This window comes from Mesorhizobium sp. M8A.F.Ca.ET.202.01.1.1 (genome assembly GCF_004791595.1).
Classification (GTDB): Bacteria; Pseudomonadota; Alphaproteobacteria; order Rhizobiales; family Rhizobiaceae; genus Mesorhizobium.
Window position 1 is genome coordinate 259288 of record NZ_SRUN01000008.1, and the last position, 12295, is coordinate 271582.

The 12295-nt window shown below is 63.6% G+C and carries 15 protein-coding genes and 1 pseudogene; 14 read left to right on the top strand and 2 right to left on the bottom strand.

From position 1 onward, the window contains the following. Positions 1 to 96: 96 nt before the first annotated feature. The 8 genes and pseudogenes from EN845_RS19250 (at position 97) to EN845_RS19280 (ending at position 4590) form a co-directional block, all read left to right on the top strand. The gene (locus tag EN845_RS19250) at positions 97 to 690 is read left to right on the top strand and encodes a hypothetical protein (protein ID WP_127871255.1); all 594 of its coding nucleotides are present in this window, start codon (positions 97 to 99) and stop codon (positions 688 to 690) included. Between the two features lie 95 nt (positions 691 to 785). Beyond that, positions 786 to 893: pseudogene (locus EN845_RS36120) on the top strand (glutathione S-transferase N-terminal domain-containing protein); the annotation flags it as partial. Positions 894 to 1039: 146 nt separating this feature from the next. Further along, the gene (locus EN845_RS36125; RefSeq protein WP_245511768.1) at positions 1040 to 1369 is read left to right on the top strand and encodes a glutathione S-transferase C-terminal domain-containing protein; all 330 of its coding nucleotides are present in this window, start codon (positions 1040 to 1042) and stop codon (positions 1367 to 1369) included. Positions 1370 to 1439: 70 nt separating this feature from the next. Beyond that, positions 1440 to 2003: an urease accessory protein UreE gene (locus tag EN845_RS19260; RefSeq protein ID WP_127871256.1), complete on the top strand. Its 564-nt coding sequence runs from the start codon at positions 1440 to 1442 to the stop codon at positions 2001 to 2003. Continuing rightward, positions 1996 to 2667: an urease accessory protein UreF gene (locus EN845_RS19265; RefSeq protein ID WP_127871257.1), complete on the top strand. Its 672-nt coding sequence runs from the start codon at positions 1996 to 1998 to the stop codon at positions 2665 to 2667. The genes EN845_RS19260 and EN845_RS19265 overlap by 8 nt, the downstream gene beginning before the upstream one ends. Further along, positions 2664 to 3104 (top strand): DUF3995 domain-containing protein, encoded by a 441-nt coding sequence (locus EN845_RS19270; RefSeq protein ID WP_127275245.1) that lies wholly within the window; start codon positions 2664 to 2666, stop codon positions 3102 to 3104. Before EN845_RS19265 ends, EN845_RS19270 begins: the two co-directional genes overlap by 4 nt. After that, on the top strand, positions 3101 to 3742 hold the full coding sequence (gene ureG, locus EN845_RS19275; RefSeq protein ID WP_127871258.1) for an urease accessory protein UreG: 642 nt from the start codon (positions 3101 to 3103) through the stop codon (positions 3740 to 3742). The genes EN845_RS19270 and ureG overlap by 4 nt, the downstream gene beginning before the upstream one ends. 80 nt (positions 3743 to 3822) lie before the next feature. Further along, the gene (locus tag EN845_RS19280; protein WP_127871259.1) at positions 3823 to 4590 is read left to right on the top strand and encodes a class II aldolase and adducin N-terminal domain-containing protein; all 768 of its coding nucleotides are present in this window, start codon (positions 3823 to 3825) and stop codon (positions 4588 to 4590) included. 217 nt (positions 4591 to 4807) lie between these two features. Here EN845_RS19280 and EN845_RS19285 read toward each other — a convergent pair whose 3' ends face one another. After that, positions 4808 to 5440, bottom strand: a complete 633-nt coding sequence (locus EN845_RS19285; RefSeq protein WP_127275242.1) for an HAD family phosphatase — start codon at positions 5438 to 5440, stop codon at positions 4808 to 4810. A 243-nt stretch (positions 5441 to 5683) separates the two neighbouring features. Here EN845_RS19285 and EN845_RS19290 point away from each other — a divergent pair, with 243 nt between their 5' ends. Next, positions 5684 to 6643: a sugar-binding transcriptional regulator gene (locus EN845_RS19290; protein WP_127275241.1), complete on the top strand. Its 960-nt coding sequence runs from the start codon at positions 5684 to 5686 to the stop codon at positions 6641 to 6643. A 25-nt stretch (positions 6644 to 6668) separates the two neighbouring features. On the opposite strand, the gene EN845_RS19295 is transcribed toward EN845_RS19290, so the two are convergent. Beyond that, a complete protein-coding gene (locus EN845_RS19295; protein ID WP_127275240.1) occupies positions 6669 to 6854 on the bottom strand; it encodes a hypothetical protein in 186 nt (61 codons plus the stop codon). A 110-nt stretch (positions 6855 to 6964) separates the two neighbouring features. Between EN845_RS19295 and gcvA the strand changes: the two genes are divergently transcribed. The 5 genes from gcvA to EN845_RS19320 all read left to right on the top strand — a co-directional run bounded on the left by gcvA (position 6965) and on the right by EN845_RS19320 (position 12290). Further along, positions 6965 to 7870, top strand: coding sequence for a transcriptional regulator GcvA (gcvA, locus tag EN845_RS19300; protein ID WP_127275239.1), 906 nt, complete (start codon positions 6965 to 6967; stop codon positions 7868 to 7870). A 221-nt stretch (positions 7871 to 8091) separates the two neighbouring features. Then, positions 8092 to 9402, top strand: coding sequence for a sugar ABC transporter substrate-binding protein (locus EN845_RS19305; RefSeq protein WP_127871260.1), 1311 nt, complete (start codon positions 8092 to 8094; stop codon positions 9400 to 9402). A gap of 124 nt (positions 9403 to 9526) precedes the next feature. Continuing rightward, complete coding sequence (locus tag EN845_RS19310) at positions 9527 to 10399, top strand: sugar ABC transporter permease (protein ID WP_127275237.1); 873 nt, start codon at positions 9527 to 9529, stop codon at positions 10397 to 10399. A gap of 11 nt (positions 10400 to 10410) precedes the next feature. Then, entirely contained in the window at positions 10411 to 11235 is an 825-nt protein-coding gene (locus tag EN845_RS19315; protein ID WP_127275236.1) for a carbohydrate ABC transporter permease, read from the top strand. Positions 11236 to 11285: 50 nt separating this feature from the next. After that, positions 11286 to 12290 (top strand): ABC transporter ATP-binding protein, encoded by a 1005-nt coding sequence (locus EN845_RS19320; RefSeq protein ID WP_127871262.1) that lies wholly within the window; start codon positions 11286 to 11288, stop codon positions 12288 to 12290. Positions 12291 to 12295 lie beyond the last annotated feature (5 nt).

Genomic DNA, 12295 nt, shown 5'->3' on the forward strand with positions numbered 1-12295 from the left:
CGAAATCGGCGACTGCCTCAAGTGGTTCAAAATCCATTGCAGGAGAGGATTCCACACCGCAATATGCGGCCTCGAAAAGCCGTATTGTGATTAGGCATGGCCAGCGAAATAGCCTCCGCCCACGACATTTTCCCACATATCCGCATCGTCATGGGCATGGTGATTGGGCTTGGCGTCGCCCGCCTGTTGTCGGGTGTGGCGCGCATCGTCCAGCATCCCGGCCAGTACCGGCTCTATCCCGTGCATTTGGCCTGGGTCGCCTCGGTGCTGCTGATGCTGGTGCATTTCTGGTGGTGGGAGTTCGGCCTGTACACCATCGAAACCTGGACCTTCGGCAAATACCTTTTCATCATTTTCTACGCCATCACTCTGTTCCTGCTCTGCGCGCTGCTGTTTCCGGACTCGATGCTGGACTACACCAGCTATGAGGATTTCTTCTATTCGCGCCGCGCCTGGTTCTTCGGCCTGCTGGCGGCGACTTATCTGCTCGATGTGATCGACACCCTGCTGAAAGGGCCGGAGCATTTCGCCCGCTTCGGCGACGAATATCTGTTCCGAACGCCGATCTTCGTCGCGCTCTGCATCGCCGCGATCCTGGTGCGCGACCGCCGCTTCCACATCGCCTTCGTCACGGCGGCGCTGATCTACCAGATATCGTTTATCCTGCGGCTCTTCGACACGATCGTATGACGCCAGCCGATGATCTAGAGTTTCGGGGAAAGGCAGGTTCAGCGATGTACAAGGCCATTGGATCGCGTGGGTCCCGGGTCAGCCGCGTCCTCTGGATGCTCGAGGAACTCGGGCAGCCCTATGAATTCGTCGAGGTCAAGCTCCGCTCGCCGGAAGCCTATGCGCTCAATCCGTCGGGCAAGGTGCCGATCCTCATCGACGGTGAGCTGATCGTGACGGATTCGGCGGCGATCTGCGTCTATCTCGCCGACAAGCACGCCGATAAAGGCATGGGCGCCAATCCGGGCCTTGCGGGCCGTGCCGAGATGGATTCCTGGATGCATTTTGCCCAGAGCGAATTCGAGGCGCCGTGTGGAACAAATTGCGCCATCGCTTCCTCTTACCCAGGGAAGTGCGGGTCGAGGTCGGCCCCGCGGCGGCCTATGATTTCGCTACGGAGCTCAAGGCACTGGATCGCCGGCTCGGCGACAAACCGTTCGCACTCGGCGACCGGTTTTCCGCCGTCGACGTGCTGCTCGGCGATATGGGCGGCTGGGCCCGAGCCGGCCGCTTCCCGATCGAATCCGACCGCGTCAACGCCTATTTCGACCGCGTGCTGGGCCGCCCAGCCCGCGCCCGTGCCCAAGCCAATGCATCGGCCCGAAAATCGGAATCGGTTTTCGGAAAGCACGATGCATAGATTCAAACATGTTAGAGCGTCCTTTGCGCGTCCAAGGGGACGCGCGGCGCTCTAATGGCGGAGCCATGAAATGAAGCTCAACCTCAACACCGACTTCACCAAATTTCCGCGCGCCGTCTCGGTGCTGCCTGCCGGCACGGCCGCGACCACTGTGCCTTCCGGCCGTGCGGTCCTCGCCCATGACGAGCGGCATCTGCGCCGCCGCGCCATCGAACTTGCCGACGGCGGCAAGGTGCTGGTCGACCTGCCCGAGCCCGTTGCCCTGAACGACGGCGACCGGCTGGTGCTGGAGGACGGCGGTCATATCGAGATTATCGCGGCGCCCGAAGAGGTCTATGACATCCGCGCCCGCGACGCCGTGCATCTGACCGAACTCGCCTGGCATATCGGCAACCGCCACCTCGCCGCCGGCATCGAGGCGCACCGTATCCTCATCCTGCGCGACCATGTCATCAAGGCGATGCTGGAGGGGCTCGGCGCCACGGTGCGCGACGTCTCGGAGCCGTTCAAGCCGGTGCGCGGCGCCTATTCCGGCGGGCATGGCCATGCCCACGCCGAGGCGCACAGCCATGGCCACGGCGAATCCCATTCGCACAGCCACGCGCATTCGCATCACGATCTTCACCATGACTGACCAGCCCTCCGGCATCGCCCTGCTGCGGCTGATGGCATGGCTGTCGCCGGCCTTTCCGGTCGGCGGCTTTGCCTACAGCCATGGTCTGGAGCGCGCGGTGCATGACGGGTTGGTGGCCGATGCCGCCGGCCTTGCCAGCTGGCTGGAGACGCTGGTCGAGATGGGCTCCGGCTGGAACGATGCCGTGCTGTTCGCCGAGAGCTGGCGCCGCGCCCGCGAAGGCAGCGATCTGGCCGAGGTCGCCGCGCTGGCCGAGGCACTGGCCGGCTCGCGCGAACGCCACGCCGAGGCCATGCTGCAAGGTGCGGCCTTCCTTAAAGCGGCCGGCGCCTGGCCCAATTCCGTGCTGGAGCGCTTGCCGGCCGAATGCGCCTATTGCGTCGCTGTCGGCGCCGTCGCCGGGGGCAATGGCATTGCGCTGCAGGACGCGCTGTCCGCCTTCCTGCAAGCCTTCTTTTCCAACCTCGTCCAGGCCGCGATCCGGCTCGGCGTCATCGGTCAGAACGAAGCCACCGCGCTGCTTGCCGGCTTCGAGCCGCTGGCGCTCTCGACGGCGGCGCGCGCGTCCCGCTCGACATCGGACGATCTCGGCGGCTGCGCCTTCGTCTCCGACGTCATGGCGATGAAGCACGAAACCCAGTATTCGCGATTGTTCCGCTCATGATCCTACTCGCCTTCGTCCTCTCATTCGTCCTGCTGCTGATCACGGCACTGCATGTCTATTGGGGCATCGGCGGCATCTGGCCGGGCAGGGATGCCGCGTCCTGCGCCCATGCCGTCGTCGGTTTTCGCGGCGTCGACGAAATGCCGACACCGATCGCCAGTTTCGCCGTTGCCGCCTGCCTTGGCCTGGCGACGCTCTGGCCGCTGGCGCTCATCGGGTTCTTCGCCTCGCCCTTTCCCAAGGAGGGCCTTGCCGCCACGTCGATGCTGATCGGTCTGGTGTTCCTGGGGCGTGGCATTGCCGGTTTCACGCCCTGGTGGCGCCGGCTGGCGCCGCAACAGCCTTTCGCGTGGCTCGATACCAGTCTCTATTCGCCGCTGTGCCTGCTGATCGGGCTCGGCTTCGCGGCTCTTGCCATTATGGAGTTTCCGATATGACACAAGCTAACGGTCCTCTTCGCATCGGCATTGGCGGCCCCGTCGGTTCCGGCAAGACGACGCTCACCGAAAAACTCTGCAAGGCGCTGCGCGACGAGTTTTCCATCGCCGTCGTCACCAACGACATCTACACCAGGGAAGACGCCATGATGCTGGTCCGGCTGCAGGCGCTGCCGGAGGACCGCATCGTCGGCGTCGAAACCGGCGGCTGCCCGCACACCGCCATCCGCGAGGACGCCTCGATCAATTTGCAGGCGATCGCCGAACTGAACCGCAAATTCCCCGATCTCGACATCATCTTCATCGAATCCGGCGGCGACAACCTGGCCGCCACCTTCTCGCCGGACCTTGCCGACCTGACGCTCTACGTCATCTCGGTCTGCCAGGGCGAGGAGATCCCGAGGAAGGGCGGCCCGGCGATCACCCGCTCCGATTTCCTCATCATCAACAAGAGCGACCTGGCGCCTTATGTGAACGTCAATCTCGATGTCATGGAGAGCGATGCCGGCCGCATGCGCGGCAAGCGCCCGTTCGGCTTCACCGATCTCTCGCGCGGCAAGGGGTTGCAGGAGGTGATCGACTTCATCGTCGAGCACGGCGGACTGCGGACCATTGGCGCCGCAAGCACCGCGGCATAGCGGGCCTTCTGCACCAAGCGAAAGCGGTTGCGGGCACCAGCGGAGCGCGGCATTCTTGCCGAAACCGGAGGAATTTTAGCATGAGCATTGCCCGCCTGCAGAAGGAAACGCTGACCAACCTGCCCTTCTACGAAGAGCGCGTCGATCTCGCCTGCGCCTTCCGCTGGACCGCGCGGCTCAACATGCACGAAGCGGTGGCCAACCATTTCTCGCTGGCCATCAACGACGACGGCACCAGGTTCCTGATGAACCCCAACCAGGTGCATTTCTCACGCGTCAAGGCGAGCGACCTGATCGAGATCGACGCCAACGACCCCGACACGCTTTCGGGGCCTAATGCACCCGACCCGACGGCATGGGGCTTGCACGGCGCCGTGCATCGCAACGTACCGCACGCGCGCTGCGTCATGCATGTCCATTCGATCCATGCCACCGTGCTGGCCTCGCTGGCCGACTCCACGCTGCCGCCGATAGATCAGAACTCGGCGATGTTCTTCAACCGCCATGTCGTCGACGCGCATTATGGCGGACTGGCCTTCGAGGAAGAGGGCGAGCGCTGCTCGCAGCTTCTCGCCGACCCCAAGGTCAAGGTGATGGTGATGGGCAACCATGGCGTGCTGGTCATCGGCGACACCGTCGCCGACGCCTTCAACCGCATGTTCTATTTCGAGCGCGCCGCCGAGACCTACATCAAGGCGCTGTGGACCGGTCGCCCGCTGCGCACGCTCTCCGACGCGATCGCCGAGAAGGCGGCGAGCGAGATGGACGACTATCCCGGCCAGGCCGAGCGTCACCTCGCCGAGTTGAAGGCGATCCTCGACGAGCAGGAGCCGGTGTACCGGAATTAAGCGATCATTTCGCAACGCCGGTAATTGGCGAAACCGTCAGCACCGCCACTTTCTCCCCGTCACTATATGGGGAGAAATGTCCGGCAGGACAATGAGGGGCGGCACCAAGGTCTCAGAAATCAGAACCTGCACGCCGACGTTTTGCCAAGTCAGCGCTGCCCCTCATCCGCCTGCCGGCACCTTCTCCCCGTATAGTGACGGGGGAGAAGGAGGCTACTCACAGCCCGAGCTGAGCCCGCAATTCCCCGGCGCTGTTGATGACGATGGCGCCGGGCGGTCCTTCCATCGGCTTTTCAGGCCAGAAGATGGTCTTCATTCCCGCCGCCAGCCCCGCCATGGCGCCCGGCCAGCTGTCGTCGACCGCGACGGCGTGCGCGGGATCGACGTCGGCCAGATAGGCGGCGCGCAAGAAAGGCTCGGCGTGCGGCTTGCCGTCGCGCACGTCGTTGCGGCTGATCGTCTTCATGCCGGGATAGGTGAGGCCGACCATGCGCAGATTGGCGTCGACGATCATCCGGTCCGAATTGGACACCACCGCCTGCTGCACGCCGAGCGCGTGCAGTTCGTGGAAGACCTCGATAGCGCCTGGGCGCGGCTTCAGCCCTTCGACCAGCGGCAGGTAATGCTCATATTTGTGAACGATCCACTCGTCGAAGGGCAGTCGCAGCCCGAACTCGTCGCGCATCATTTCGTAGACCGGCCAGGCGGCGACGCCCAGCACGCGCTCATGCAGATCGTCAGGCGGCGTCAGGCCGGCATTGCGCATCGCTGCAATGAGGGCTGCCTCATGCAGCGGTTCGCTGTCGACCAGCGTGCCGTCCATGTCCCAGAAAACCGCCTTCGGTGTCATGCAGCGCTCCTTTTTGCGATCCCTTAAAGGGTTTGCGGCGGGAGATAAACCTTTGGCGGCCATAGAACATGCCTTCAAAGCGAAACGGAACCGGCCGCGTTTTCTCCGACCGGGTATTGGCCGAGAAACCTCCGCTGTATCAGCGTAGGCATTTGCTCTTGAGATTGACAATTGCGCAGGCGGCCATTCCCTGCGAAACTGATACGGATCGCCTGATGATCGGCGGGTTTCGGGAGGCAGGACGTGAATAGCCGGCAGGATGGCGGCAGCAACAGGCTGGACGACGCGGCGCGCGCCGGCTGGCTCTATTATGTTGCCGGCAACACACAGGACCAGATCGCGGCCACGCTTGGCATATCGAGGCAGACGGCGCAGCGGCTGGTGTCGCTGGCGGTGTCGGAAGGCTTGATCAAGGTCCGCGTCGATCATCCGATCGCCAACTGCCTGGACCTTGCCGCGCGGCTGAAATCACGCTTCGCGCTCGACCTTGTCGAGGTGGTGCCGAGCGATCCCAACTCATCCTCCACCACCATCGGCATCGCCGAAGCGGCCGCCGCCGAGATCGAACGGCGGCTGCGGTCGCCGACACCGATCGTCATGGGCATCGGCACCGGACGCACGCTGAAGGCGGCGATCGAACAATTGCCGCCGATGGAATGCCCGCAGCATAAGGTGGTGTCCTTGACCGGCAACATCTCGCCGGACGGTTCGGCCGCCTTCTACAACGTCATCTTCACCATGGCCGACAGGGTCAAGGCGCGGTCCTTCCCGATGCCGCTGCCGGTCATCGCCTCCTCGCCGCAGGAGCGCGAAATGCTGCTCAACCAGCCGATGATCCAGCCGACGCTGGCGCTTGCCGCCGAGGCCGATGTCACCTTCATCGGTATTGGCGACCTCGGCCCGAAGGCGCCGCTCTACGAGGACGGCTTCATTTCCGAAAGCGAGCTGAAAGCCTTGCAGAAGGCGGGCGGCGTCGCCGAAATCGTCGGCTGGGTGTTCGATCGCGAGGGCCGCATGATCGAAGGCATCACCAATGACCGGGTGTCGTCGGCGGCGCTGCCGTCGCGCGAGAAGTCGCTGGTTATCGCGCTCGCCATGGGCGAGCGTAAGCTGCCGGGAATCCTGGCGGCCGTGAACCGGCGGCTGGTCAACGGGCTCATCACCGACGAGCGGACGGCGACCGCCCTGCTGGCCGGTATTTGACGGCTTCCTGATAAAGCCAGGAAGGCTATTGGTGCCGGCCGAAAGGGTCGTTGCCGTCGAGAAAACCGAGGTCGCGCTGCAGATGGGGCGACAGGTCCCTGATGTCGAGATGCGCCTTTTTTCGGGGCGCGAACCAGCCGAATCCGTCCACCAACCACGAAATCCAGCGATGATCGGGAGCGGGAGTGCATTTTTGCTGCGTCATGGTCATGATCGTCAACCTTCGCTATCCTGAACCCGAATGACGGGTTGAGGATGAATGTCGGCCTTGCCGGCCGCCTTTGCCAATCGAACGTCGATAACGACCCATAAGGAGGCTTTATGCCTGACCTCAGCGCGCCGCAGGTTTCGCAACTGCCGCCATTGCAGGCGATCCGGGTGTTCGAGGCGGTGGCGCGGCATCTTTCTTTCACCAAGGCCGCCGGGGAACTCGCCATGACGCAAGCCGCGGTCAGCTACCAGATCAAGGTGCTGGAGGAGCGCGTCGGCGCGCCGCTGTTCCTGCGCCGGCCGCGACAGATCGAACTGACCGAAGCGGGCCAGCGCCTAGCGCCGGCTGTCAGCGAGGCCTTTGCCATCCTCAGCCAGGCCTATGCCGCCGCGCGCGGCGGCGCGGACGGGCTGCTATGTGTCACCACGGTGCTGACCTTTGCCTCGAATTGGCTGGCGCATCATCTGGGCGCGTTCCAGATCGCGCATCCGTCGCTTGCCGTGCGGCTCGAGACGTCGAGCCGGCTGACGGATTTCTCCCGCGAGGACGTCGACCTCGCCATTCGTTCTGGCGGCGGCAAATGGCCCGGGCTGGAAGCCCACAAGCTGCTCGATGCCGATTTCACGCCGATGCTGAGCCCGAAGCTCGCGGCGAGCATCGGCGGCATCAACGAACCGGCCGATCTGCTCAAGCTGCCGATCCTCGATCCCAGCGATATCTGGTGGACGCAATGGTTCGAGGCCGCTGGCGTGCACAGCCATGACCTTGCCAGGCGGCCCGGCAGCAGCATGGGCGCGCAAGCCTATGAAGCCAACGCGGCCATATCGGGCCACGGCGTGGCGATCCTGACCCGGGCCCTGTTCAAGGCCGAACTCGCCGACGGCCGTCTGATCCAGCCGTTCGACCTGGTCGGCGACGACGGCCACGCCTACTGGTTGGTCTATCCGGAAGCCCGCCGCAACGTGCCCAAGATCCGCGCCTTCCGCGATTGGCTGCTGGCCGAGATCGCCTGCTGACGGGTTCGTCGCGCCCGCTTCGATCCTGGACCCCTTCCTGTCCCGTTGCCTGATATCCGGCACGCGCGCGGCTCGTCGTCTCCAACTTCCATCCGTCGGCGGTCCATCGGCAAGCCCGGTGCTGCGCTGCAGCATCGAATCCGGCTTGACATAATTCACACTTAGTGAGTAATTGCTCACAGCCAAGGCAAATGCTCATCTTGGTCCATGGGAGGAATTTGATGAAACTTCGTACGCTCATCCTGGGCTTGTGCTCGGCCAGCGCGCTGGCTTTCGCCGCACATGCCGAATCCATCACCATCGCCACCGTCAACAATGGCGATATGGTCCGCATGCAGAAGCTGACCGACGACTTCACCAAGGCCAACCCCGACATCCAGCTCAACTGGGTCACGCTCGAAGAGAACGTGCTGCGCGAGCGTGTCACCACCGACATCGCCACCAAGGGCGGCCAGTATGACGTGATGACCATCGGCACCTACGAGGTTCCGATCTGGGCCAAGCAGAGCTGGCTGCTGCCGCTCGACAAGCTCGGCGACGACTACGACGCCAAGGACATCATCCCGGCCATCGCCGGCGGCCTCTCGGTCGACGGCAAGCTCTATGCCGCGCCGTTCTACGGCGAAAGCTCCTTCGTCATGTACCGCAAGGACCTGATGGAGAAGGCTGGGCTGAAGATGCCCGATGCGCCGACCTGGGACTTCATCAAACAGGCCGCCGACAAGATGACCGACCGCGCCAATGGCGTGAACGGCGTCTGCCTGCGCGGCAAGGCCGGCTGGGGCGAGAACATGGCCTTCCTGACCGCCATGTCGAACTCGTTCGGCGCCCGCTGGTTCGACGAGAACTGGAAGCCGCAGTTCGACCAGCCCGAGTGGAAGAAGACGCTGCAGTTCTATGTCGACCTGATGAAGGCCGACGGCCCCGAAGGCGCGTCCTCCAACGGCTTCAACGAAAACCTGGCGCTCTTCCAGCAGGGCAAGTGCGGCATGTGGATCGACGCCACAGTCGCGGCGTCCTTCGTCTCCGACCCGAAGAACTCGACCGTCGCCGACAAGGTCGGTTACGCCTTGGCGCCTGACAACGGCCTTGGCAAGCGCGGCAACTGGCTATGGGCGTGGTCGCTGGCGATCCCCGCCGGCACGCAGAAGGCCGACGCTGCCGAGAAGTTCGTCTCCTGGGCGACCAGCAAGCACTATGCGGAGCTCGTCGCGTCGAAGGAAGGCTGGGCCAACGTACCTCCGGGCACGCGCTCCTCGCTTTATGCGAACGCCGAGTACCAGAAGGCGGCTCCGTTCGCCAAGATGACACTGGACTCCATCAACGCCGCCGACCCGACGCATCCGACCGTCAAGCCGGTGCCCTATGTCGGCGTGCAGTTCGTCGCCATCCCTGAATTCCAGGGCCTTGGCACAACCGTCGGCCAGCTCTTCTCGGCGGCACTTGCCGGTCAGTCGAGCGTCGACGATGCGTTGAAGCAGGCCCAGGACGCCGCGACCGCGGCGATGACCGAGGGCGGTTATATCAAGTAAGGCTCCTCCCGGTGCCGAATGCCGGTCACCTCCTCGACCGGCAACGGCCGCCCGAAACCCAGTTCGGGCGGCCGCCTTTCCAACGCCTGTGAAAATTCAGTCTGATCCTTGAAGGGTGACCGTCATGGCTACTCAGCAGACCCGTTCGCTTGCCCGATTCATGATGGCGCCATCCGTGGTGCTGCTGCTGGTCTGGATGGTTGTTCCGCTCGCTCTCACGCTGTGGTTCTCCTTCCAGCAGTACAACCCGCTCAATCCGGTTCGCGATGGCTTCGTCGGCCTCTCGAACTACGCGCTGTTCTATTCCAACCCGGCTTTCCTGCAGTCGATCCTCAACACGCTGGTCCTGGTGGTCAGCGTGCTGCTGATCACGGTGATCGGCGGCATCCTGCTGGCACTGCTCATCGATCAGCCGATGTGGGGCCAAGGGATCGTGCGCATCCTCGTCATCTCGCCGTTCTTCGTCATGCCGCCGGTCGCCGCTCTGGTGTGGAAGAACATGATCATGCACCCGCAATATGGCGTCTTCGCCGACATAGCGCGCTTCTTCGGGGCGCAACCGATCGACTGGTTCGGGCAGCATCCTATGACGGCGATCATCATCATCGTCGCCTGGCAATGGCTGCCTTTCGCGACATTGATCCTGCTGACCGCGCTGCAATCGCTCGACGGCGAGCAGAAGGAAGCCGCCGAGATGGACGGCGCCGGCTTCATCAGCCGCTTCATCTATCTGACGCTGCCGCACATGTCGCGAGCGATCACCGTGGTCATCCTGATCCAGACGATCTTCCTGCTCTCCGTCTATGCCGAGATCCTGGTCACCACCAATGGCGGCCCCGGCTATGCCTCCACCAACCTGCCCTTCCTCGTCTACCAGAAGGCGCTGCTGGAGTTCAAAATCGGCCAGGCATCCGCGGGCGGTGTGATCGCCGTCATTCTCGCCAACATCGTCGCCTTCTTCGCCATGCGCGCCGTCGGCAAGAACCTGGACAAGTAAGGGAGGACAAGATGGCACGCGCAGTCACCACCCAGCACAAGACCATCGCGACGGCAGCCGCCTGGATCGTCGCCCTGCTGATCTTCTTTCCGATCCTGTACACGATCATCACCTCGTTCAAGTCGGAACAGGAGGCGATCCAGGGCTTCAACCTGATCCCGTCGGGAACCTTCGAAAGCTATTCCGAGGTCCAGGCGCAGAGCGGCTATTTCAAGTTCTTCTTCAACTCGGTGCTGCTCTCGGTCGGCTCGACCGTCCTGGCCCTGCTCGTCGCCATCCCGGCGGCATGGTCGATGGCCTTCTCGCCAACCAAGCGGACCAAGGACATCCTGATGTGGATGCTGTCCACCAAGATGATGCCGGCGGTCGCGGTGCTGTTTCCGATCTACCTGATCTTCCGCGACACCGGCCTGCTCGACAGCCGCATCGGCCTGATGGTCATGCTGATGCTGATCAACCTGCCGATCGTGATCTGGATGCTCTACACCTATTTCCGCGAGATCCCCGGCGAGATCCTGGAAGCGGCGCGCATGGACGGCGCGTCGCTGTGGAACGAGATCATCTATGTGCTGACGCCGATGGCGGTGCCGGGCATAGCCTCGACCATGCTCTTGAACATCATCCTGGCCTGGAACGAGGCGTTCTGGACGATCCGGCTGACGACCACGGAAGCAGCACCGCTTACCGCCTTCATCAGCTCCTTCTCCAGCCCGCAAGGCCTGTTCTGGGCCAAGCTTTCGGCGGCCTCGACGCTGGCCATCGCACCGATCCTGATCATGGGCTGGTTCAGCCAGAAGCAGCTGGTCCGCGGCCTGACCTTTGGTGCGGTGAAGTAACGGCAATTGCCTGAAGCAATCGGCGAAAAATAGCTCTCGGGGAGGAAACCATGGGAAACATCACGCTCAAGAACGTCTCCAAATCCTTTGGATCGACGTCCATCATCCCCGGTCTCGACCTGGTGATCGAGAATGGCGAGTTCGTCGTCTTCGTCGGCCCGTCGGGCTGCGGCAAGTCGACATTGCTGAGGCTGATCGCCGGCCTGGAAGACACCAGCGGCGGCACCATCAACATCGATGGCCGTGACGTCACCGGCGAGGCGCCGGCCAAGCGCAAGCTTGCCATGGTGTTCCAGTCCTATGCGCTCTACCCGCATATGACGGTTGCCAAGAACATCGCCTTCCCCTTGAAGATGGCGGGCGAGGACCAGGCGACCATCGACAGGAAGGTGAAGGACGCGGCGCGCGTCTTGAACCTCACCAACTATCTCGAACGCCGTCCCGGCCAGCTCTCCGGCGGCCAGCGCCAGCGCGTCGCCATCGGCCGCGCCATCGTGCGCCAGCCCTCGGCCTTCCTGTTCGACGAGCCCTTGTCCAATCTTGACGCGGCACTGCGCGGCACCATGCGGCTCGAAATCAGCGAGCTGCACCATCAGCTCAAGACGACGATGATCTACGTCACCCACGACCAGGTCGAGGCCATGACCATGGCCGACAAGATCGTCGTGCTCAACGCCGGCAACATCGAGCAGGTCGGCTCGCCGATGGAGCTCTACAAGACGCCGCGCAACCTGTTCGTCGCCGGCTTCATCGGTTCGCCGAAGATGAACCTGATCGAGGGCGCACCGGCCGCCAAATATGGCGCCAAGACGATCGGCATCCGGCCTGAACATATGCAGATCTCGACCACGGCGGGCGACTGGAAGGCCACCGTCGGCGTGGCCGAGCATCTGGGCTCCGACACGTTCCTGCACGTCCAGGCTGACGGCGTCGGGCCACTGACGGTGCGCGCCGACGGCGAATTGGCGGTCCGCCATGGCGACACCATCTATCTCACGCCCGACCAAGCCAAGCTGCACCGCTTCGGCCCCGACGGCAAGGCGATGGCCCAGTGAGGATG